The sequence below is a fragment of the Thermosediminibacter oceani DSM 16646 genome, assembly GCF_000144645.1.
GTDB lineage: Bacteria > Bacillota > Thermosediminibacteria > Thermosediminibacterales > Thermosediminibacteraceae > Thermosediminibacter > Thermosediminibacter oceani.
In genome coordinates this window covers 433,323-455,973 of record NC_014377.1, presented here as the reverse complement: position 1 = coordinate 455,973, position 22,651 = coordinate 433,323, and the positions used below count along the sequence as shown (strand labels likewise).

At 47.1% G+C, this 22,651-nt stretch carries 15 protein-coding genes, 2 pseudogenes and 1 riboswitch; of the genes and pseudogenes, 11 read left to right on the top strand and 6 right to left on the bottom strand.

The window, feature by feature from the left end; all coding sequences use genetic code 11:
• Window positions 1–18 precede the first annotated feature (18 nt).
• Window positions 19–1,647 (top strand): acyl-CoA dehydratase activase, encoded by a 1,629-nt coding sequence (locus tag TOCE_RS02315; RefSeq protein ID WP_013275283.1) that lies wholly within the window; start codon window positions 19–21, stop codon window positions 1,645–1,647.
• Between the two features lie 57 nt (window positions 1,648–1,704).
• Here the strand turns inward: TOCE_RS02315 and TOCE_RS02310 are convergent, their stop codons facing one another.
• Window positions 1,705–2,145, bottom strand: a complete 441-nt coding sequence (locus TOCE_RS02310; protein WP_013275282.1) for a MarR family winged helix-turn-helix transcriptional regulator — start codon at window positions 2,143–2,145, stop codon at window positions 1,705–1,707.
• Between the two features lie 280 nt (window positions 2,146–2,425).
• Between TOCE_RS02310 and TOCE_RS02305 the strand changes: the two genes are divergently transcribed.
• The 5 genes from TOCE_RS02305 (at window position 2,426) to oxlT (ending at window position 9,309) form a co-directional block, all read left to right on the top strand.
• Window positions 2,426–4,552 (top strand): CDC48 family AAA ATPase, encoded by a 2,127-nt coding sequence (locus tag TOCE_RS02305; protein ID WP_148218368.1) that lies wholly within the window; start codon window positions 2,426–2,428, stop codon window positions 4,550–4,552.
• A 171-nt stretch (window positions 4,553–4,723) separates the two neighbouring features.
• A complete protein-coding gene (locus TOCE_RS02300) occupies window positions 4,724–5,671 on the top strand; it encodes an oxalate oxidoreductase subunit delta (protein WP_013275280.1) in 948 nt (315 codons plus the stop codon).
• Window positions 5,672–5,691: 20 nt separating this feature from the next.
• On the top strand, window positions 5,692–6,879 hold the full coding sequence (locus TOCE_RS02295; RefSeq protein ID WP_013275279.1) for an oxalate oxidoreductase subunit alpha: 1,188 nt from the start codon (window positions 5,692–5,694) through the stop codon (window positions 6,877–6,879).
• Between the two features lie 25 nt (window positions 6,880–6,904).
• Window positions 6,905–7,852 (top strand): oxalate oxidoreductase subunit beta, encoded by a 948-nt coding sequence (locus tag TOCE_RS02290; protein WP_013275278.1) that lies wholly within the window; start codon window positions 6,905–6,907, stop codon window positions 7,850–7,852.
• Window positions 7,853–8,022: 170 nt separating this feature from the next.
• Window positions 8,023–9,309 (top strand): oxalate/formate MFS antiporter, encoded by a 1,287-nt coding sequence (oxlT, locus tag TOCE_RS02285; RefSeq protein WP_013275277.1) that lies wholly within the window; start codon window positions 8,023–8,025, stop codon window positions 9,307–9,309.
• Window positions 9,310–9,451: 142 nt separating this feature from the next.
• Here the strand turns inward: oxlT and TOCE_RS02280 are convergent, their stop codons facing one another.
• The 3 genes from TOCE_RS02280 to TOCE_RS02270 form a co-directional block, all read right to left on the bottom strand.
• Window positions 9,452–10,954, bottom strand: coding sequence for a cobyric acid synthase (locus TOCE_RS02280; protein WP_041424008.1), 1,503 nt, complete (start codon window positions 10,952–10,954; stop codon window positions 9,452–9,454).
• A 315-nt stretch (window positions 10,955–11,269) separates the two neighbouring features.
• Window positions 11,270–12,190 carry a PDDEXK family nuclease gene (locus tag TOCE_RS02275; RefSeq protein WP_013275275.1) on the bottom strand — a complete coding sequence of 307 codons (921 nt, stop codon included), beginning with the start codon at window positions 12,188–12,190 and terminating at the stop codon, window positions 11,270–11,272.
• Window positions 12,191–12,290: 100 nt separating this feature from the next.
• Window positions 12,291–12,611, bottom strand: coding sequence for a hypothetical protein (locus tag TOCE_RS02270; RefSeq protein ID WP_013275274.1), 321 nt, complete (start codon window positions 12,609–12,611; stop codon window positions 12,291–12,293).
• An 805-nt stretch (window positions 12,612–13,416) separates the two neighbouring features.
• Between TOCE_RS02270 and TOCE_RS12855 the strand changes: the two are divergent.
• The 4 genes and pseudogenes from TOCE_RS12855 to TOCE_RS02255 all read left to right on the top strand — a co-directional run.
• A pseudogene (locus tag TOCE_RS12855) lies at window positions 13,417–13,491 on the top strand (DUF6262 family protein); the annotation flags it as partial.
• Window positions 13,492–13,594: 103 nt separating this feature from the next.
• Window positions 13,595–13,655, top strand: a riboswitch (Fluoride riboswitch).
• Between the two features lie 63 nt (window positions 13,656–13,718).
• Window positions 13,719–14,120 (top strand): fluoride efflux transporter CrcB, encoded by a 402-nt coding sequence (gene crcB, locus TOCE_RS02265; protein WP_013275272.1) that lies wholly within the window; start codon window positions 13,719–13,721, stop codon window positions 14,118–14,120.
• Window positions 14,120–14,485, top strand: coding sequence for a fluoride efflux transporter CrcB (gene crcB / locus TOCE_RS02260; protein ID WP_013275271.1), 366 nt, complete (start codon window positions 14,120–14,122; stop codon window positions 14,483–14,485). Before crcB (TOCE_RS02265) ends, crcB (TOCE_RS02260) begins: the two co-directional genes overlap by 1 nt.
• A 191-nt stretch (window positions 14,486–14,676) precedes the next feature.
• Entirely contained in the window at window positions 14,677–15,018 is a 342-nt protein-coding gene (locus TOCE_RS02255) for a hypothetical protein (RefSeq protein WP_013275270.1), read from the top strand.
• A gap of 861 nt (window positions 15,019–15,879) precedes the next feature.
• Here TOCE_RS02255 and TOCE_RS12850 read toward each other — a convergent pair.
• Window positions 15,880–16,011: pseudogene (locus tag TOCE_RS12850) on the bottom strand (tyrosine-type recombinase/integrase); the annotation flags it as partial.
• A gap of 847 nt (window positions 16,012–16,858) precedes the next feature.
• Here TOCE_RS12850 and TOCE_RS12250 point away from each other — a divergent pair.
• Window positions 16,859–17,008 (top strand): hypothetical protein, encoded by a 150-nt coding sequence (locus TOCE_RS12250; RefSeq protein WP_187286583.1) that lies wholly within the window; start codon window positions 16,859–16,861, stop codon window positions 17,006–17,008.
• 166 nt (window positions 17,009–17,174) lie between these two features.
• Here TOCE_RS12250 and TOCE_RS02250 read toward each other — a convergent pair whose 3' ends face one another.
• Complete coding sequence (locus tag TOCE_RS02250; RefSeq protein ID WP_013275268.1) at window positions 17,175–22,646, bottom strand: PKD domain-containing protein; 5,472 nt, start codon at window positions 22,644–22,646, stop codon at window positions 17,175–17,177.
• Between the last annotated feature and the right edge of the window lie 5 nt (window positions 22,647–22,651).

The following is a 22,651-nucleotide window of genomic DNA, read 5'->3' as shown; positions in this document are numbered from 1 at the left end:
CTTCAGGGGGGTCGAAGATTGATAGGATACGTTTGTAAATACACACCCGTAGAAATAATCGAAGCCCTTGGAGAAGAACCGGTGAGGCTTGATTCAGCGTGCAAGTCTTATGAACGCGCTGAAGCCCTTATTCATTCGAATATTTGCAGTTTCGCAAAGGGAGTGCTGGAAAATATTATTGAAAATAATATCGAAGAGGTCGTATTAACCAGCTGCTGTGACAGCATGCGGAGGCTTTACGACGTATTAAAAGATAGAGTAAAATTTATTTATATGCTGGACCTGCCGAGGAAAAAAGACTCTCTTGCAGTGGATCTTTTTTATAATGAAATAACTAAATTTATCGATGTGTATAAAGAATTTAAAAACAGGACTTTTGTTGAAGAAAACTTATTGAAAATTTTAGAAGGCAAATCTTCTTCAAAGAAAAAGCAACCCTCCGAAAGTATCGCCATATTAGGCGCGAGGCTGAAAGATGATGTCGTGGAAAAAATTAAAAATTCCTCTAAAGCAAATATAATAAATTATACGTGTACGGGTGAAGAAAGAATGTTTAATATTGAAGCAAAAGATAATTTATTAAAAGGCTACGCAGAATCGCTGCTCGATTTAACACCATGCATGAGAATGGCAGAGGACCGGAGTAAGCTTACCAATAAAGAATTCAAGGGAATAATATACAACACCATAAAGTTCTGCGATTTTTATTCCTACGAGTACGCCGAACTTAAGAACAAAGTAGATATTCCCCTCTTGAAAATTGAAACCGACTATACCGATTCCAACAGCGGGCAGATTTTAACGAGGGTGGACGCGTTTTTAGAATCAACCGGCATTAAAAAAGTTGAAAAAAAAGGAGCCCAAAAAGGCTATTTTGCAGGAATCGACAGCGGTTCCACTTCGACAAATGCGGTCATAATTGACGAAAATAAAAATATAATATCGTATTCCATTATTCCCACAGGCCCCAGGGCTGTGGAAAGCGCTTCTAAAGCTTTTGAGATAGCTTTAAACAACGCAGGGCTAAGTAAAAAGGATATCGCATCAATAGTTGCGACGGGATACGGAAGAGTAAGCATCCCCTTTGCCGATAGAATCGTGACCGAAATTACCTGTCACGGCAAAGGTGCATTTTTTATAGACAACGCGATCAGAACCGTTATAGATATAGGCGGCCAGGACAGCAAGGTGATAAGGCTCGATGACAGCGGCAATGTCGTTGATTTTGTAATGAACGATAAGTGTTCAGCCGGGACAGGCCGGTTTCTGGAAGTAATGGCAAGGACTTTAGGTGTTCCAATAGACGAAATGGCAAAAGTGCATAAGGAAGTAAAAGAAAATATTACAATCACCAGTATGTGCACCGTATTTGCAGAATCGGAAGTAATATCCCTCATTGCTCAAAATAAGGATCAAAGGGATATAATATACGCCCTCAACAAAGCCGTTGCATCAAAAGCAGTTTCCCTGGTCGAAAGAATTGGGAGAAAAGGAAAATACATGATGACGGGGGGCGTTGCAAAAAATTGGGGAGTGGTTCATGCCATCGAAAGCAAGCTGGGTGAAAAACTCATCATCCCACCCGAGCCCCAGATCATCGGGGCGCTTGGAGCAGCACTGATTTCCCTGGAAGGTAAATTAGGATGAGGCCGGCTTTCCGCACCGGGAAGGCCGGCCTCAATTTTAGGGGATACTCTCCTTTCTTTAACAGCATTTATTTTTTCGGACGGCGTCTATTAAGATCTGGAGGCTCTCGAGAACCTGCTCCCGCTTTTCTTCCGGTATGGTAGTGAAAATCCTTTCAAAATAAGCTTCCATGCTGCTTTCTACAGCCTCATAGACGCCGTAACCCTCTTTTGTCAGTCTTATCCTCACGTATCTTCTATCCTCCGGGTCCGTTTCCCTCACGACGAGGCCCTGCTTCACCAGGTTGTTCACGCTCCTGCTGATGGTACTGTTATCCAGGTTGAGCAATTCCGCCAGTTCGTTAAGCGATATTTCCCCCGCCCTCCCTATCTCAACGATCGTATGGCATTGAGAAAGGGTTGTGCCGCAGCAGGAAGCCTCGCTCTTTTCCAGCACGCCCAGGTTTCTTACCAGCATCCTTATCAATTCCCTCAAATAATGGCTGCCCCTATCTTCCATTCGGTCACCTCCCTATTACAATTGTATCATGAAATTGTTGCATATTGCAACTAATTTTCGGTATTTAATAAGGCTTTTGTGGCCGGCTGTCAGCATATTTTACTAACCATGACATACCGGAATGCCTGCGCCAGTATAAATATTTTTCATAAATTCTATAATTCGTTCATATATGTAAAGAGGACTACCTCGAACGTACCGCATCATGAGGAACGATGATGCGGACTTTACCGTAAGATCAGTTAGTCCCGATAGTATAGCACATGGGGTGATATGGCAAATGAGTGCAGAAAAGTCCCTCCAGTTTAGAGTTTGTGAGGCGGAAATCCAGGACGCACGTAAAGGGATAGTTCGGATACCAGCCGAGGCTTTGAAGGCCCTGGAATTAAACCCCAACGATGTGGTAGCGATAACGGGAAAGCGCACCACTGTTGCCCGGGTACTTCCCGGTTTTCCCGAGAGTTGCCCCGCCGGCTGTATTCAGATGGACGGGATCGTAAGGCAAAACGCTGCCGCCGGTATCGGAGAAATCGTTGTAGTGACCCCGATTGAGTGTGAGCGGGCTAAAGCCGTGGTCCTTTCACCTCTTTTGCCGGTATGGCAGGGTGCGGAGAAGGGGAGTGCTTTCCTCAAAAAAAGCATCCTGGGTCGGGTCGTGATTGTAGGCGATCAGATAACGATTTCACAGTTCAGCGGTGGCGATGAAGCTTTCATGGTGGAGGGCACGGCCCCGCAGGGCGCTGTTGTTATTACGCGCGATACGATCGTGCGCTTTAAAGGTGCGGATAATACCGACAGCAGCAGAGGGGGTGTAACCTATGAGGATATCGGGGGCCTTGCAAAAGAGGTCAAAAAAATTCGCGAGATTGTCGAGCTCCCGCTGAAGTATCCGCAGCTTTTCAACCGGCTAGGTATCGAGGCTCCCAAGGGAATTCTACTGTACGGCCCCCCCGGCACCGGCAAGACGCTGATCGCCCGCGCCATAGCTTCCGAGACGGAAGCCCACTTTTTACTGGTCAATGGTCCAGAAATAATGCATAAGTACTACGGGGAGAGCGAAGCGCGCCTGCGCCAGGTGTTTGATGAAGCGAAGAAAAAGGCGCCCAGCATTATTTTCCTGGACGAGATCGATGCCATAGCTCCCCGGCGCACCGAAGTATACGGGGATGTGGAAAAGCGCGTGGTTGCCCAGCTTCTGGCACTGATGGATGGCCTGGAAGCGCGCGGTAATGTCATCGTGCTGGCGGCTACCAATGTGCCGGATTTGATCGATCCGGCGTTGCGCCGTCCCGGCCGGTTTGATCGGGAGATCCTTATCGATGTGCCCGACCAACGCGGCCGGAAGGAGATCCTGGCGATTCATACCCGCGGTATGGCCCTGGCGGAGGACGTTTCTCTGGAATACCTGGCTGCCATCACCCACGGGTTTGTCGGTGCAGACCTGGCCGCTCTGTGCAGGGAGGCGGGCATGCACGCCCTGCAGCGGGTGCTGGAAAATTTACCACCCGGTTTTCCTCCTCCTGTCGAACTGGACCTTAAAGTGACCATGCGCGACTTTATCAGTGCCTTGGACGAAGTAGAACCTTCGGCGACCCGGGAATTTGCCGCCGAACTTCCCACAGCCCGCTGGGAAGATATAGGAGGTATGACGGCAATTAAAGAGCGCCTGCAGGCACTGGTCCAGTGGCCTTTGACCCACCCCGAGCTATTCAAACAGTTCGGGTTACGACCGCCCAAAGGCATCCTTCTATACGGCCCCCCGGGTACCGGCAAGACTTTAATGGTGCGGGCCCTGGCCGGAGAAAGCGGCATAAACTTTATACCCGTAAACGGTTCCCTCCTCTTTTCCCGCTGGCGGGGTCAGGCGGAAAAAATCCTCCACGAAGTTTTTCGCAAGGCTCGCCAAGCTTCGCCGTGCCTGTTATTTTTCGATGAACTGGACGCCCTCGTCCCGGTGCGCCGCGGCGGCGAGGAAACAGCCGGCCGCCTGGTGTCCCAGTTTCTGCTGGAGTTCGATGCTCTCGAAGAAATGCGCGAGGTGGTGGTCATAGGGGCTACGAACCGGATTGATCTTATCGACCCCGCTCTGCTGCGCCCGGGGCGTTTCGACGAGGTACTGGAGTTTCCCTACCCCGATGAGTCTGATCGGCAGGCTATTTTTGGCATCCACCTGGGCGCCCGGCCCTTGGCTGCGGATGTGGACCTGGAGCTTTTGGCCCTGCAGTCGGAAGGCCTCACCGGAGCCGAAATCGAAGCAGTCTGCCGGCGGGCAGCTTTCATGGCAGCAGCAGAATTTGCATCCCGAAGTGATGCGTCAAAGGAAAGCGGAGCCATCCGGAGACAGCACCTGGAACGGGCATTGGAGGAAGTGCGTAAAAAACGGGACTTGATCCCGGTAAAAGGGTAACCAAAACGGCCGGAGCAAGATACGGCATAACCAAATGCCAAAAATAAATAATTCTGGTTATAAATTTGATAATTGCATCATAAATTTATTTTAGAAAAGACTGATAAAACATAATATTATACCGGTTCAGTCGTATTTAGCATAAATCCATGAGGAGAGGAGGAACGCAAGTTGTCTTCCAATGAACTTTTTCTTGAACCCAATTTAAAACAGGTCACCGTCTGGTCCAGGGGCGTTATCATGAACAAGGACGCCCGTGACGTCGTGGTGGCCCTCACCGAGGCTGCAGCGAAGGAAGGCAAGTACGTCCAGGCCTGGGAGAATTACGTGGACCTACCTGACCGCATCAACGTGCCCGTTCGGGCGTACGCACGTATCAGCAGTGACCCTATAGCCAGCAGGTACGTGTACGAAAATGAAGCCCCAGATATTGTGGTAGTCCTGGAGGAAACTCTTGTAAAAGGCGTGCCGGTGCTTAAGGGTATCAAACCCGGCGCTACCCTTGTTGTCAATACCAAACGCAGCATCGACAGCATCCTGAAGTTCCTGGGTGATACAGGGAATCTGGGTCAGATAGCAACTGTAGACGCCAGCAGCATGGCTGAAGCCGTCGTGACCCTGTCCGGATCCGAGGGCGCCACCGATGCCACAGGTATTGGCGCCGGAATCGCCGCTCCCATTGCCGGAGCCGTAGCCCGGGTCACCGGCATTGTCGATGTAGAAAACCTAGCCCAGGTAGTAAAGAACCCGGCGGCGATGCGCCGCGGCTACGAAGAGGTTCAGGTGAGAAAGCTCGAGGTACGGCCTGTTGCAAGGGAAAGCCAAACGACGGCTAAAGAACTCCTCAAACAGATGCCTTTTGCCGGCACCGTTCCTTCACCACAGGAAGAAAACGAAGGCATGGTAACCGGTAACTGGCGCATGAAGCGGCCGATACTGAACACCGAAGCGTGTACCCAGTGCTGGACCTGCTGGATCTACTGCCCGGATACCTGCATTAAAAAAGGAGAAGACGGACCGCTCTTTAACCTGAAATACTGCAAAGGCTGCGGCCTGTGTGCTGCTGTCTGCCCGACAGGGGCTATAACCGAGGTGCCGGAGCTAGATTTCGAAGACTAGCGGTTCTGGAGGTGAAGAATATGGGTAAAGTAAAGAATATTTCCGGTTGCGTTGCAGTGGCCAACGGTGTCCGCCTGGCCGATGTCGACGTAATCTGCTCCTATCCAATCCGGCCGTATACGGGAATAATGTCCGAACTGGCCCGGATGGTTGCCGATGGCGAACTTGACGCCGAGTTTGTACACGGTGAAGGCGAGCACGCCCAGCTGAGCGTGGTGTACGGAGCCTCCGCCGCCGGCGCGCGTGTCTTTACCGGTAGTTCGGGAGTAGGCGTAACCTACGCTTTTGAGGTTTACTCCCCCATTTCCGGCGAGCGCCTGCCGGTTCAGATGGCGATTGCCGACCGCACCCTGGACCCGCCCGGTGACTTTGGCTCCGAGCATACCGATGCAGAATGCTGCCGGGATCAGGGATGGATTCAGGGTTGGGCTTCTACACCCCAGGAGGCTCTCGATAATACCCTAATCTTTTACCGGGTCGGCGAAGACCCCCGCGTGCTGCTGCCGCAGTTTGCATGCCTTGACGGTTACTTCGTAAGCCACATTCTGGGACCGGTAGACATACCGGAGCCGGAGCAGGTTAAAGAATTTCTACCGCCGTACAAGAACCATCATGTGCTCGATCCCCGCAAGCCGCAAATCATAGGTCCTCAGATCGAACCGGCAATGGGACCGCCGTTGCAGTACCAGCGGTATCAGGTCATGAAAAACGTCTTTAAGGTCCTGGAAGAAGCCTGCGACGATTTTGCCCGGATCTTTGGCCGCCGCTACGACCCTTACATGGAAGAATACTATACGGGAGACGCTGAAGTGGTCATCTTTGGACAAGGAGCCCACATGGAGACGGTCAAAGCTGTAGTAAAGCGCCTGCGCAATTTAGGGGAAAAAGTAGGCGCCGTCCGCCTGCGCACATTCAGGCCCTTCCCGACCGAGCAGGTGAAAGAGCGCCTGTCCCGCTTCAAAGCCGTGGGTGTCCTCGACAACTCCAGCAACTTCGGAATTTCCGGCGGTGGCGGCGTACTCCTGTCCGAGGTGCGCACGGCTCTGTACGACTTTGGAGACAAAGTCAAAACCGTCGGATTCGTTGCCGGTTTGGGCGGCGAAGTAATTACCCACGATGAGTTTTACCGGATGTTCCAAAAACTCAAGGAGATTGCAAAGACCGGTAAAGTAGAAAAAACAGCCTACTGGCTGCCCTTTGAGTTATAGAGGCTGCTTGGAAGGAGGGGAAAAAATGCTTGAACCCATTACTTCATTGCGTAAAGCACCGGAGGAAGAATATTACCTTCCCGGACACCGGACCTGCGCCGGTTGCGGCCCGGCTCTATGCTACCGGCTGGTAGCCAAAGCCGCCGGACCCAACACAATATTCGTAGGCCCGACCGGCTGCATGTATGTGGCCAATACGAGCTACGGGTGCGGTCCCTGGCGGGTGCCATGGATCCATGCCCAGATAACCAACGGCGGAGCGGTAGCCTCGGGTATCGAGGCGGCTTATAAAGCACTGATCCGCAAGAAAAAGACCGACGCCGAGTTTCCCAACATCATTGTTATGGCCGGCGACGGCGGTGCGGTTGATATCGGACTTCAGGCGCTTTCCGGTATGCTCTACCGCGGCCACGACGTGCTCTTCATCTGTTACGACAATGAATCTTACGCCAATACCGGCATCCAGACCTCACCCACTACGCCTTACGGTGCGGCGACAACCTTCACCCCGCCTGGCCCGGTGGTTCCGGAAGGCAAGAAACTGTTCCCCAAAGACAATCCCAAGGTCGTCGCCCACGGACATCCAGAGTTAAAGTATGTGGCAACTGCATCGATCGGCTGGCCCGTTGACCTCATGAATAAGGTTCGGAAAGGCCTGAACCAAAAAGGACCGGCTTACCTGCATATTCATGCACCCTGCCCGAAAGGCTGGCAGTTCCCTGCCAACAAGACAATTGAAATGGCGAAACTGGCCGTTGAGACCGGCATGTTCCAGCTCTATGAATACGAAAACGGCGAGTACAAACTTTCGGTTAAGATTGAAAAGCGCAAACCCGTCAGCGAATACATGCGCCTGCAGGGCCGGTTCAAGCACCTGAAGCCAGAACACATTGAAAAAATGCAGGCCTTCATTGACGCGCGCTGTGCGGAGGTCGGCCTGACCGTCCCCGTAGTAACCCCGAAAGCAAAATAACCGTAAATCCCGGTAGGTCGCCGCACGTTCCCGTTCTCTACCTGCCCCAGGCTTTTTAGCCTGGGGCAGATGTCCTTGTCAGGACCAGGTAGTCCATCATTTCAAAAGGCCAGCTAAAATTTTCATAATTTTATTAATTATTAATAATCACTAACAGGGAGGTGCTTTTGATGACTACGTCAACACCGCAAACCTCAGATCGGAAAGGGGTTTATGGTTCGTTCATCTGGAACACGTGGACGCAGCTTATCCTGGCTATGATCGGTATGATCATGATTGCCAATTTGCAGTACGCATGGACGCTCTTTGTTCCCGAGCTGGAGAAGGGGTTTAACGCCTCCCGCGCGGCTGTGCAGCTGGCATTTTCCCTTTTTATCGCCCTTGAAAGCTGGGGGCAGCCCATAGCCGGTTACTTCATCGATCGCTACAGTCCCCGTTTACTCCTCACCATAGCCGCGCTCATGGTAGGAATCGGCTGGACGGCGATGGGCATTGTTAAGACGCTGTCTGCACTGTATGTGGCCTACAGCCTGGCTGGCATCGGAGCGGCTTTCATTTACAGCGGCGCCGTAGCTGCAGGAGTGCGCTGGTTCGAGCCTTCGCGGCGCGGTTTAGCCTCCGGCCTCGTATCGGCAGCCTTCGGTTCAGGGGCGGCGCTTTTTATACCTTTCATCGCCATGGCACTCCGCAACCAGGGTTACGCATCAGCGTTCGTGACCACGGGGATTATTCAGGGTATTTTAATCTTTATTGCAGCCCAGTTGATGCGTGTACCTCCGAAAAAGCCAGCCAGCGGCGCCAAAGCGGATACGAGCACGGAACAGCACCAGTTTACGACCCTGGAGATGTTCAGGACTTTGCACTTCTGGTTAATTTACATAATGTTCCTATTCATCGTTACCGGGGGTATGGTAGTCACCGCCCAGACCAAACCTTTCGGACAGGATGCCGGCATCCCCGCGGGGATTATCGTCCTAGCCGCCACCGTCAACACCGTGGCCAATGGAGCCGGACGTATCTTCTGGGGTTCAGTCTCCGATAAACTCGGCCGCTATCAAACCATGTTCCTGGCCTTTACCTTAAACGGCGTTGCAATGGCGCTGGTGCCGTTCCTGGGGCAAAGCCCGGCCATGTTTGTCTTCCTTTTTGCGCTGATCATGTTCACATGGGGTGAACTCTATGCCCTCTTCCCGGCGGTGAACGCTGACATCTTCGGCACCAAGTACGCTGCAACCAACTACGGTTTCATGTACAGCGCCAAAGGTGTGGGCGGCATCGTAGGAAGCTACGTGGCAGCTCTTGTAGCCCAGTTGAGCGGTTGGTCCCCGGTGTTTTTCACCGGTGCCGCTATGTCTGCTCTTGCCGGGCTCGGTGCACTCGTCCTGCTCCGCCTGCCCCGGCCGGTGCCACCGAACACCAAAAAAGTCGATACCGGCGCTTCCACTCCGGTGCACTAATATGTCAGCTTAAAATCATGGTCGTATAACTTTTCCCATTAGAAAAAGAAAGAGAGATCCCATACAGCCTTCCCCTTGCCCGCATTCAACTGCTGCGAGGAAAGGGCTTGAGGTCTCTCATGCCGTTGTTGAGTATAACAGTTTATAAACCTATTATTCTATAGATTTCATCCATATTGAGGCATTGCCTTAAAATTTTGGCCCAGTTATTGAATTGTTCTTCTTTAAATCTTCTGAAATCTATATTTCCTCCGGCTTGTTTCAATCCTTTTCTTTCGCATAAATAGTTCATAAACCTTTTCGTAAACTCTCCGCTTTCAAATATTCCGTGGACGTAAGTTCCTATGATATTGCCCGTTTCATCCACGGCACCGTCGGGGAGGTGTTCATCTTCCCCTTTTCTTTTTATCATGGAAAAGTTACTTCCCCCCCTGTTTAACGTCCTCCCCATATGTATTTCATACCCTTCAAAGGGAGAATTTGAAAGATATGCGGCAAGCCCTTTTTCATGTTCCAGCACGTGCCCCGCGGCTTTTTTTGTAACTTTTTCTCCCAAAAGTTCGGTTTCCACGTCTAATAGTCCGATGCCCTCAATTTCCCTGATATCCCCTTCCACGCCGTGAGGGTCCTTTATCAATTTTCCTAACATTTGGAAACCGCCGCAAATGCCCATTATTACCGTTCCTTTTTTTGCCAATTCTTTTATTTCTCCATCCCATCCCCATTCTCTGACTTTTATAAAGTCGCCTATGGTGTTTTTTGTGCCGGGTATTATAACCGCATCCGCGTCACCTATGCTCTGACCCGGCCTTACATATTCGATAGATGCATTTTCAAAATTGGAAAGCGGAACGAAATCCGTAAAGTTTGATATATGCGGCAGCAGAAGGATTTTTATCACAACACCTTCACGAGACCCTTTGAGTTTCAACCTGTACATCTCAAAACCGGGGTTATCTTCCTCATCGATGTAGGAATGATCGAAGGGGACGACTCCCAGAACGGGCCTTTTTATCAAATCTTCCAGCATTTTGATTCCCGGTTCTAGAAGCTTTATATCCCCCCGGAATTTATTTATAATAACGCCTTTTATCCTTTCCCTTTCTTTTTCCTCAAGAATCATTATGGTGCCGTAAAGGGAAGCAAAGACTCCGCCTTTATCTATGTCACCCACCAGAACAACGGGTGCATCGGCTATCTCCGCCATACCCATGTTTACAAGGTCATTTTCCCTCAAATTTATCTCCGCCGGACTCCCGGCTCCTTCTATGACGATAACATCATACTGACTCTTCAATTCTTCGTAAGTTTCTGTCACTACCTTTTTTAACTTGGCTTTGAACTCATGGTAATCCATTGCTGATAAATTGCCGTAAACTTTGCCCCGGATGATAACCTGGCAGTTCTTATCGGAAGTAGGTTTGAGCAATACCGGGTTCATGAGAACCGATGGCTCAAGACCGCATGCTTCCGCCTGGGTAGCCTGAGCCCTGCCTATTTCCAGGCCTTCCCGCGTGATGTAAGAATTTAAAGCCATGTTTTGAGCTTTAAACGGTGCTACCTTGAACCCATCCTCTTTTAAGATTCGGCAAAGCCCAGTTACAATTCTGCTTTTACCGACGGATGAGCCGGTACCCTGAATCATAATGCATTTTGCTCCCACAGGATCTCCTCTCCCATCTTAATTTTTTAAAAAGGCTGGCTTTTGATAAAGGCGAACCGTGCTTAACGATACCTCTTTCCGTGTAAGAAAATATTCTTTGGGATAAATTCAAATTAAAAGAGTTAAAATATTAGTGAAGTTTCGATGATACGAGTGTCCCACTTGCCTTAATAAGTTAATTATATCAAATATTTACGGAGCCGAACAACAACGGCTTTTTTGTTTTCAGCTCATTTGATTGCCCGGCGTCCTCGGTATAATAAATTCTTACATAGCCAGCCAGTCCCGGCCGGCTATTTATTTTACCTCCTCTATATACTCCAACCAAAGGCGCACATGAGCAGGCATTATATGCTTAAAATTAAAGATGAATTTTTCAATATCATCCCTCTTTAAAGTTATTACATGCTCATAGGGATTGGAGGGGGTACTGTAACCGGCGGGACTGAACAGGAATATTTTATGCGGAAAGCGTGCGTAGTAATCGGGATTTAATACGATATTTGCACTTTTAACTTGTACAAAAGCCAGCTCTCCGGTCGACCTGTGAATAAGCTGAAGCTCATAAAAGGGTATGTCATTTCGGCTTGATAGCGAGCTTGGAATAAGCAAATACCCTTCATGTTGCAGGAAAAGGGCTACTATATCCTCTAAATCGGTTTCGGTAAGAAAACTAAAAATATCTCTTTTCCCATAAATTTCGTGTTTTGTATCGTAGATTTCTTGTCCTGCTAACTTATTATAAACAAAGCGTGAAAATAGATTTACCGTTTGGTCATTAATTCCCTGGACCGTACCTCTAGTACGAAAACTGTTGCTCACTCCACCGGGGACATTAGCACCGACTTTGAATAATTTACATTTGCGCACATTTACGATATCAGCCTGCATATATACGGGTTCATCCCGGTATTCCCAATCGCCTTCAATTCTTCCGAGGTAATAAATTCCCATTAAATCCCTTATCCACACCAGGTCACCTTCTTTCATCTGAAAAAGGAAGGGCGTTGCCGCACGTACCCAGTCCGCATCTTTAGCATATATTGCTTTTGCCTTTTCCCAATAGTCTTCCTTGGAAGTCGGCCTGCCGTATACGCGCCAGCCGATTCCGATAATCCCTTCATTAAGGCACAGCTTTACCGGGTCAACCTCTCTTTGAATATCGGGCTTGATATCGATCCGCCAAACATTTATAATTTTTGTTTCAGTAGTATACATAGTTCTTGACCTCCTTTAAAAAAGTGGCATTGCCGGGAGCGCCGCATCGTCCCTGCATGGAGGCAAAACTACCCGGCGGCAAGCCGGGTTGTCGCTTTATTTATTCTTTTATAATCTCCACCGCTCCGTTTTGTTCCATAATCTCCATGACCCGGGCGGCGTTTTTTTCCGGAACTTCCACGCTGACCAGAATACCGTATTTAATTCTGTCCGAAAAAGCATTCGTATAAGGCTCTTTTTCCCCAAGCCCTTCCCGCTCGGTTTTTATATCGATGATCTCGTCGGGATCTTCTTCAAACTTACTCTCTGACTTTACCATATCGGTAATGATCATATCTTTTCTCCTAAAACCCATATTTTCTAAAGAGTCCACCAGAGCACCCACCTGATCCTGCCTCGGGATTACTGCCGTTATCCTCATAAAAACACCTCCAAAAGTAGTTTCCCGAAAAATTTTTAGGGTTATTCCGGTACAAACAGCCTAATCCGGGACATAGGACGTTAATTTGCATTAACAAAAAAATAAAATCTATCCCCGGCGGGATAGATTTATCGCGAAGATATTGATAAAAAGGTATTGATAAATATAAATTAAAGGAGTTATAATATTAGTGAGGTGCCGATGAGGCAAGTGTGGAAAAGTTTAGCACGAATTTAAATTCTTTAAGTAGCCGTTTGAGCTACTTTTTCTTTATCTTAATTTTAACTTCGATTTCAATTTCCAGACCTAACAACGATAGAACGGCGTTTATAGCCCGTATCATATCCCCTCACCCCCTCCCTTGCAGTGTGGTAAAATTCCACACCGCCAAACACCGGCACCTCCTGGTGAGGCTTTTAGGCATTGAACCCTTAAGCCTCTCGAAAAAGGGAGGGTTTTTTTTTCCTGCAAATAAGCAACATAGAAGCACCATAATAGAACAATCTCACTATATGGGCTTTAATCAGATTTCGCCTTATTGTGCATTTTTGATATATTTTGCCAAAATCCTGCTTTGTACATAATCAGAAAAAACTAAAAGCCCGGAAGATGAAAACGTCTCCTCCAGGCTTATGTTCGCAAAGTTTGATTTTATGATGGAGGCAAACCGTGCCTGACAATACCCCTTTCCGTGGAATGGAAAATTATTTACTCCGGTAATTACGTTTAATCCTTGCTTATTCACCCAATCAATTGGCGGATTGAAAGTAAAGAACTTGATAATGAAAGCTGGTATGTGGAGATAAAGTTAGAAGACGATAACAAGCAATTACGAGAACAATTAAAAGTAGCTTACGCAGAAATTTATAAAAAATTATAAACTATTAGGCATGACATCGTATACCCTTCCTTGTTTAACTAAAGGACAGTTTAATTGAAATAGAGAATTGACTTTGTACCATATTTTCTATATAATAATTCGTAATCAAATAGGCGATGGAGTTCGCCCTAACCGTCCGTGCGACTAATGACTCCTACCAGCGATCTCTTGTTGCTGGTAGGAGTCTGGTTATTTTTAGAGGAAAATTAAGTTAGGGGGGTATTGATGTGGATGTATTTGCAGTAGGAGTTGGAGGTTTCTTTGGGGCTATCATGCGTTATTTGGTTGGAATGTGGATTCCAGTAACGAATAGTTTTCCGCTTGGCACATTAACCATTAACCTATTGGGGTGTTTCTTTCTTGCTTGGTTTTATACCATCACTGAAAAACGGTGGCATATCAATCCGACACTAAAATTAGCCATAGGCACAGGATTTACTGGGGCTTTTACTACATTTTCAACTTTTTCAGTTGAAACACTGAATCTTATAAAGAGTAACCATCTTGTAATGGCTTTAATTTATGTTCTATTGAGTATTCTTGGTGGTATTGGATTAGCCATTACTGGCTTTAAATTGGCGACATTGACTGTTCAACCATCTGGGGGAATGGAAGGAGAGTTAGAGTAATGTTCTTAGTCGGTGTTGGAGGCATAATTGGGGCAATTTCAAGGTTTGTGCTTGGGAAATGGATAACAAGCAAGGCATCGTCTGCCTTTCCTTTCGGGACTTGGATAATAAACATAAGTGGTTCTTTCATTCTGGGTATTCTTGCCGTTTTACATTTTAATAATGCAATTTCTGAAGGTTTATGGCTTCTCTTTTGTACTGGTTTTCTTGGAGCATATACAACCTTTTCAACCTTCGGATATGAAACTATTCTAATGTTGCAAAAAAAAGATACAAGAAATGCAGTAATTTATATTTCAACATCAGTATTATTGGGAGTTATATTCGCTTGGATTGGTGGCTCAATTACCCACATAATTCTCTGATTGTGCAACTAACGGGGATCTTTAGTTTAATAAAAGATAAAGGAGAACACATATTATATATACATGACTAATATGTGATCTCCTTTATCTTTTAAAGCTCTTTAAAATTTAGGTCTTGATAAGCAAAAACTGGGGTCTTTTTCTTTCTTACGGTTCTATTTATTGTTTTCATAAGTCTGTTGGCCACCTCTATGAATTCTTTATATTCTTCTCTGATCGCTCCCATGATTCAATGTGATAATAGACTGGCCGAACTAAAAGCAGCTAAATATAGCTGGCTGGATAGCGAAAAAATAATAAACTATTTAAAGCACTGTAAGGAATCCCCTTTAAGTGATAATCCTAAGGCTAAAAGGAAAATAATTGAGACCTTTGTAGATAAAATAATAATCCATCCCGATAGGATAGATACTTCTCTAAAAATAAATATTAAATTCGAAACGGAAAGGGGTAATCTTGGTGGAGGCGAACCGTGCCTGACGATACCCCTTTCCGTGGAATGGAAAATTATTTACTCCGATAATTACGTTTAAGCCTTGCTTTTCATCAATTGACGGATTGAAAGTAAAGAAATTGATAATGAAAGCTGATATATGGAGATTTAGATATTATTACTAAAAATTTAGAAGGTAGTATGATAAAAGATAAACTTTCCAACTCATTTTTCGTTAATAATTTATAGAAGGTTAAATTTGAAAGAGTATACTATAACACGAGGGTCTCAGCTGGCCAAGATAAAAAGCATAAAAGATATGGGCAATTGCTATGAAATCAGAATAAAGAGCCGGAGTTGAATCACTCTAATCCTTAGGCAATATAGTTTAGGGTAGTTTGTTTGCTTATCCGACCTTGGTGTAGGTGTGGGATTATCACAGTTCTTAAGCGATACGTTCTATAATACGGAAGCCCTAATAAAAGCTAATCTGAACTAAGTAGATGCAGTAACAATTGCCCAGGTTCTTGCAAAACTTTCAAAGGATGAATTTTTAAATTTTGTCTATCCTAAAACTTGATTTTTTTTTGAATCGTTTTCTATTATAAAAAAAGAGGATGCTATAATAAAAAAGGCAGGTAGTTATACCCTGGCAAAAACGCAGCAAAGGGGGTGGTAAAGATGACAATAACAGAAGTTATCCTCTTGCTTCAGCTAATTTTAGATGTTATCTCACTCACGATTATGGTCACGAACACGAACATAAAGACAGAAAAAAAAGCTGCCTAAAAGCAGTCTGAAAGTATCCTGTGTATTTATCATTAGTTGGGTATACTACCTACCAGGTTCTCCGATGTTGCTAGCATCGGAGAACCTTCAATACTATAATACAGTATAGAATATAATTCTTCAAGCACTGTCCGAGTTAAACTTCCAGTATATATTATTTTTAAAACTACACTTAGCTATACAATTCATCATAGGAGCCTGAGAAATTCCTATGTATCGTAGAGTGATTTTTTCAGATGAATGATTAAATAAGGCCAATGTTATACCTGCTGGCTTTATGGGTCCAGTGACCCCAGGTCTTTCTAGCTTTTACAACAGGGGCACTTCCGCCAGGGCGTAAGCCCGTTAAGCGGAGGTGCCCTTAAATCAGACCCTGCATGGAGCCGGTTAGAGGCTCGATGTTGGGCCGAGGTTTTGAAGGATACTTTTTATATACCAGATACCGACAGAACCTAACCAAAAAAGCTTCCGGGAAAAATCCCGGAAGCTTTATGTTCTCTGGAGCTGATGGTGGGATTCGAACCCACGACCTGCGCATTACGAGTGCTTGTATAACTTATTCTTTTATATCATGATTTATGGATATGCTAAGAATATCAAGGGTTTAACAATGGCGAATATCTGTTCTATTCGTTAATTTTTCCGTCCAAATTTTAATTTTGGGCGGAAAGACACCTTTCCACGAACCGTACCTAACGATAGTCTTTTTAAAAAACTATTGATAAATACGAATTAAAAGAGGTATAATATAAATGAGGTGCCGATGAGGCAAGTGTGGAAAATACTAGCGAGTCAGTTAGGGTATAGTAGCTTTCTCTAAGCTACTTTCTTTTTTATGATTATTTTTATTTCAATTTCGAACTCAATTTTCAGCAGCGATTTTGCAATGGTGAGTATATATTGCATATCGCATCACCCCCTCCCTTGCGGTGTGAGATTCCACACCGCCAAACACCGGCACCTCTAAGTGAGGCCGTCAGGCTTCGAACCCTTCGACCTCTCGAACAAGGGAGGGGTATTTAACCACTTGCCTTAACAATTTTAATTATACCAAAGTTTTGCAGAGCCGGACAACACCGGCTTTTTTGTTTTCACCTCCTTTCATTGCCCGGCACTCCCGACTCCGTCCCTGCCGGGAGCCGCCTCACGGCTTGGCTACCAAAGAAGGTCCCGGCCAGGCGGAGGCAAGGGGCGCGGGGAGGGATAATTGGAGGGGACCCGCCAAAGGCGGGGCGGAGGCCGTTTATGCTCACCGCGGCGAAGCGGACCCCTTGCCGGAGCTCAAGGCCGGGATGTTATAATAGCAAAGGCCGTGAGGCGATAATTTACCCGGCCGGAGGCCGGGGTTGTTGTTATTTTTATACCGCTTTTGTAAGAGGGCACTTCCGCCGGGGCGTAAGCCCGTTAAGCGGAGGTGCCCAAAATTTTGACCCCGCATGGAGCCCACCAGAGGCTCGCCATTTAATGTCAGAACCGCGGGCCGATGATCTGCGATTTCGAATGGTCGTATATCGTGCCCTTTACCCTCACCGTGATGGTGTCCGTCGCCGTCTTCGTCCCGCCGCCGGCTAACTGCTTATAGGCGGTGAATACTACCTGGTAGTTTCCGTCGGGCATGTTTTTGGGGATAATTACAACAACGTCTCTTCCTTCTGCCTTTGTGTGTTTCGTATGCCAGGTCATCACGTCCTGCGGAGGTGAAGTCAGGGGAGTATCCGGTACCAAGGTTGTAACGTTCGAGGAACTGAATTCATTCTTTGGATACCACATCCTGGCCTCCACCCGGTAAGCTTTTCCTTCGGTCCTGGCATAGAGTATCATGGCTTCTCCGGCTTTGTATGTGGTCTTATTGGAATCGCCGATTACGATTAAACGCCCCTGGACCTGCACAGTCACAACGTATGGGTCGGACCACATCGGCGTTAATGCCGGATGTCGACGGCTTGGATCATCCAAAACTCTTAATTGTATCTTATATGTTCCGTCGTCGCCGAAGGTAGGCTTCCACTGGTTTATCGTTACCCAGGTTCCGTCTGGCTTCTGCACTTTCCACTCTCTGGCCACGATGGGATCGCCGTCGGGGTCGTAGCTGGTGTCGCTTATGGTGTAAGGCTCGTCGGCTACTACGGGGTTGGGGCTGATGGTAAACCTCGCCACCGGCTTGTTGTTGTCCGCTATAACCGTTACCTGCTGGGTATACGGTTCAGACCACAAAGTCGTCCCGAATTGCGGATTGTCCCGGACTTTAAGCTCTATCGTATACGTCCCAACCCCCAGCGAAGGTATGTTAGTCGGCGGCGTGCTGCCGTAATTTATCCACGTCCCGTCAGGTTTCTGGACGCGCCATGACCATTCTGCGATGGGGTCACCGTTTGGGTCGTAGCTCATGTCCGATATGGAGATAGTTTTGTTTACTACCTGCGTATTCGGGTCGACCGTGAACATTGCTATTGGGGCAAGATTTACCTGCATCGTTGAAAGCACCGAGACGTAAGGATCGCTCCAGGCCTCTTCCTTGTCCTTAACCCTGAGCCATACGATATAAGTCTTGTTTACGCCCAGGGTTGACGGTTTACCGGAATTCCAGGATGTGGCTGTAACCTCTTTCCACTTCCATTCTTCCTGGGTGATACCTTTCCCCGGCTCCGACTGATGGTCCAGATCGTAAGAGGTCGAGCTAAGCTGGACGTTGTATGAGGTTATAACCCCATCATGCTGAACAGTGATATTATCTACATAAGCAGCGTCATCGTATCTGTTTACGGATCCGTCTTTCGTATATTCGAATTTAAACGTATATGTTCCGGGAGATAACGGGTAAGAAAAATATTTCCAGCTACCGTAACCTGAATCATGGATAAGCCTGTTCCCGTTTATATAGAAGTTGAAAAAATCATAGTTAGCTTCGGATCTTACGAGGTAATAAAAACTAATCTTTGCGTTTGTCGCGCCCGACGGTATAGTAAAAGTGAACTGCGTCGAGGTTGTCGAACTATGGCTTATTGAGGCGCTTTTATATGAGTACTGCCCTGCATACCTCTGAGCTGTGCTCCTGCCCCAATTACCGGAAAAACTAAACTCATAATTTGTATCCTCGAAATCTTCGATAATCGTCTGTGATGCGGTTCCGACCGGGGTTAAGTTTGCCGTGAATGAGGCAACCGGCTTTCTGTGGACATAAAGCACCAATTTATTAAGCGGCATGTAGCTCCAGAGACGGTAGTTGTCGAAGCGGTTGTCGGCCTTCGGGTTGTCACGGGCCTGGAATTGGACCTCGTATTTACCGACTTTATCGAAGACAGTTACTGGGCCGGAAAGATACTGGCCGCTAAAAGGCGCAAGGCCGAGGCTGTTTTCGAAATAGTTCGGGTCGTGCTGGTATATCCAGCGCTCCTGATATTTCGGGTCGGTTTCGGGATCGCTGTAATAAGTGTTGTAGGTAACTTCTTCGCCGAGGAGTACATACTGCTCCAGGAGCTTAGGTATTGACTCGATCACGCTGATAATGTAGTCTGCGGTCTGGTTTAATGCCGTATCCATGTTTGTGTTGTAGAAGAACGTACCTTTTCCGTCGTTCCTGGCAATGAAGGTTTGATACTGAGCCCTGTTGGTATCCGTCCCGAGACCCACGAAATACGCATCGGCGGAGAGCGTCCTGGATAATATGTCACCCAGTTTAATGGGGTCGTTGAGTTCTGGAAGCTCTATGTCGCTAATATTGACCAGGAACCGGATGGAGTTGTCCCTCCAGGTGGTAGTTTTAAGGGCTTCGTCGAGAGATTTGCCGTTTTCAAAGTTCATTACCAGGTTACCAAATATAAAGGTGGAGGTTTCGTCGCAGTCATGTGAATTATGGTCTGCCACTATACCAAAGCCTTCGCCTATTTTTTGAGGTAAGGTATAGTCAATAATCAAATTATTGTTATCCCAGACCTTTACTTTGATACCGTCTATTTCAACTTTAATATTGTGTACTCCTTTTTGCTTTGGAACACCTATAAGATGCACATACCCAAAGTCACCATCAGTATTGCTATACTGGCTCATGCTCACTCGTGGAATTCTTTTGATGCTGGCGGTAGATTGGTCAAATAGAAGGACATATCCTTCAAAGGTACCATCGGTATATTTTTTTGCCCCGAAAATAAAACCTCCACCATAGAAAGAATGATAATAAACCTGATTTTCATTAAGAACAAAAGTAAAAGTTTTTTTACCAGGTGTCTGATCGTCGCTATACCAGAAGTCCGAATAACCTCTTTGAGTGTAGCCGTAGAAATATATATCGTTTCCGATTACTTTACCCTTGCCATGGTCGTATTTCTCCCATGTGAAATTCGTCTTTGAGTCAATGATTCGTGTTTGTATTGATGAAATCTGGGCATCGATATTTTTGGCTGCTAGTTTTGGTTTAATATATTGATTAATCTTACTATCTAAATCTTGAGTTTTTTGACCTGCTTGCCCTATGGTAAATACCACATCAGCTTTAACTTTCTTCAATACCTCGAAGTCAACCACGGGCCGAAGGTTTATTAATTCGCATACCTTATCGTTTATCGGCTTATCCGAGGTGTCGGCGGTTCTATAGTCTGACGGTGATATGAATTCTGGTATGGTTTCTTCTCCGAATCCTTCCTTTACACTCAATTCAAAAAGATATTTCCCTACGTTTTTTGTCTTTAATATTGGTGACAGGTTGTTCCCATCGTCGAGGACAACCCAGCTTTCATCGTCGAAACTCCCATCATTGTCGCTGTCGTATTTATAGCGCCATATCCGCGAATTTATTGTATCCCCATCGGAGGAATAGCTTATGTCAAAAAGCTGGATGCTGGCGTAGTTTTCATCGTCGGGGTTCCGCAAGACCGTCTTATATACGTAGAAGTCGGCAATCGGTGGCAAGTCGGGATATATGGTGAGGACTTTTTCGTACCATTCGGAATAATGGCCGGCGCTGTTTTTCACCCTTACTCGAACGGTATAATCTCCGGCCTTCTTGAACAGCACCGTCCTGGTCTTCATGTCGGGCGACGAAACTATTTTTATGTCCGACTCCGACCCTCCGGCTGGCGGTATGATCTGCCACTCGGTGGCTTCCCACACCATCGGATAGCGTTCGGAAGTGCGGCTGCCGGAGGCGTCAAGCACTATTTTGCGGTTTTCTTTCAGGGTTCCAGAATAATCGAAGTATGCTACCGGAATTGCGGGTTTCACGGTGATTGTTTTCTGGGTTGTATCCTCAAGGCCGAATTCGTCCTCGACGGTAAGGCTAATAGTGTATTCTCCCGTTTTGTCAAACCATATTGTAGACTTTTCGCCGTCCAGCGTCCCCATTACTCCTTCTGAAGGCAATATTGACCACCGATGGGTGGATATCTCGCCGTCCGGATCGTAGGAATTGGAGCGTATTACCACATCGTCGCCCTGAATAACCTCAACTGGAGCCGATATGACTGCTTCAGGCGGCTCGTTCGTAACTTCGATGGTCTTCGTTGTGCTGTCACTGTCACCGAAGTCGTCCCAGACGGTAAGGGTAACATCGTAAGTCCCCGTTCGGTCAAAGGTTATCGTACCTCCGTCAAAGCCCAGATTTTCATCAACGCCGGAAGAAGGAGAAACGTCCCATTCGACGTCCACTATCTCGCCGTCCAGGTCATAAGACCTGTTCGTGACGTTTACGGTCGTACCCTGGCCGGTTTTCGATGGCATCGAGAACCTAGCAACAGGTGGGGTGTTGGTCGGCCCGGGGTCGGGCTCGGGTTCCGGTTCTTCCGGAGGTTCCACACCTTCTTCCAGAACAGTCCTTTGCGTCTCCGCCTCGCTGGATTTGTTGAGTGAATAATCGTGTACTTTGACCTTAGCCCATATTACGTCGCCGGGCTTTGCTTTTTTGGCCACAATTGAGAAGTATGGGCTTCCGTCGCCAGGGTTGACGCCATCGGAAGGCGTAATATACGTTCCGTTCAGCTTTACCCACCAGCGATATGCAAAAGGCCCGCTGCCGGTGGAAGTGCACCCGCTGGCGTCGAGTGAGACGTTTATATCCCCCGTTGTGCCAGTCTTCAATTTTGGCGGATTAAGAGTCATCTTAAGATCAGCATTGATGTTGCCAGGAGGTGGCGGGGGTGGAGATCCAGGCTGGACCGTGATGGATTTTGTATATGTCGTCGTCCTGCCTACACCGTCGGTTACCTTTAACACCAGGCTGTGGGTCCCGGCGGTCAGAGTCTTGGTTACGGAGTCGTTGAAGGTAGTCTTGGACAGTGTATTTGAGGCGGCTTTTTTCCCGTCTATGTAAAATTCATAACTGATTTTTTTAGTGTCAATATTAGCATAGGCCGTACCCCGCAGTTGAAAGGTAATATTGTCGCCTTCTTTGACCCCCGATGGAAAGGAAATGCCGCCGGTGGGAAATTGCGTTGTCTGGACATAGACCTCCTTTTTATTTTCATCGTATGTTATGCTGGCTACACCTGCTATCTTACCAGCTTCTCTTATATGAAGCCTCTGAGATGATTTGCCGCCATAAGTTATTGTTTTAATATAATATGGATCATAACTTCCTAATTTTTTGGAAAATGTTGCACCGGAGTAATACCCAGTGGGGCTGGGAACTGGAGTAAATGCGTCAAGCCATGCGTTTATGGTGTTCTTGTGGAGCATATTCCATAAATTACCTGTACGTGACAGTTTCAGATCGTCGACAACACACAGGTCGTCTCCGGTTAGTTCACCGTCTACATATATTTTCCAAAAGCCCGCAGAATACCAATCAGTGCTATTACCAACCTTTAACTGAGCCCCCGCAGGTGGGTTTATGTCTTTAGGGTCGCTGATTGTTGCCCCATAGACCTTGGACTGGTATACGAATGACGGTGGAAAAATCCCAACAAGTAAAATAACTATCAGAATGGTCGCAATTGCTTTCTTCGGCATTCATA

What these genes read in the sequence shown, in the direction of transcription:
- TOCE_RS02310 (WP_013275282.1), bottom strand. Translation starts at nt 2,145, where the DNA reads ATGGAAGATAGGGGCAGCCATTATTTGAGGGAATTGATAAGGATGCTG.
- TOCE_RS02305 (WP_148218368.1), top strand. Translation starts at nt 2,426, where the DNA reads ATGAGTGCAGAAAAGTCCCTCCAGTTTAGAGTTTGTGAGGCGGAAATC.
- TOCE_RS02295 (WP_013275279.1), top strand. Translation starts at nt 5,692, where the DNA reads ATGGGTAAAGTAAAGAATATTTCCGGTTGCGTTGCAGTGGCCAACGGT.
- TOCE_RS02290 (WP_013275278.1), top strand. Translation starts at nt 6,905, where the DNA reads ATGCTTGAACCCATTACTTCATTGCGTAAAGCACCGGAGGAAGAATAT.
- oxlT (WP_013275277.1), top strand. Translation starts at nt 8,023, where the DNA reads ATGACTACGTCAACACCGCAAACCTCAGATCGGAAAGGGGTTTATGGT.
- TOCE_RS02280 (WP_041424008.1), bottom strand. Translation starts at nt 10,954, where the DNA reads ATGATTCAGGGTACCGGCTCATCCGTCGGTAAAAGCAGAATTGTAACT.
- TOCE_RS02275 (WP_013275275.1), bottom strand. Translation starts at nt 12,190, where the DNA reads ATGTATACTACTGAAACAAAAATTATAAATGTTTGGCGGATCGATATC.
- TOCE_RS02270 (WP_013275274.1), bottom strand. Translation starts at nt 12,611, where the DNA reads ATGAGGATAACGGCAGTAATCCCGAGGCAGGATCAGGTGGGTGCTCTG.
- crcB (WP_013275271.1), top strand. Translation starts at nt 14,120, where the DNA reads ATGTTCTTAGTCGGTGTTGGAGGCATAATTGGGGCAATTTCAAGGTTT.
- TOCE_RS02255 (WP_013275270.1), top strand. Translation starts at nt 14,677, where the DNA reads ATGAATTCTTTATATTCTTCTCTGATCGCTCCCATGATTCAATGTGAT.
- TOCE_RS02250 (WP_013275268.1), bottom strand. Translation starts at nt 22,646, where the DNA reads ATGCCGAAGAAAGCAATTGCGACCATTCTGATAGTTATTTTACTTGTT.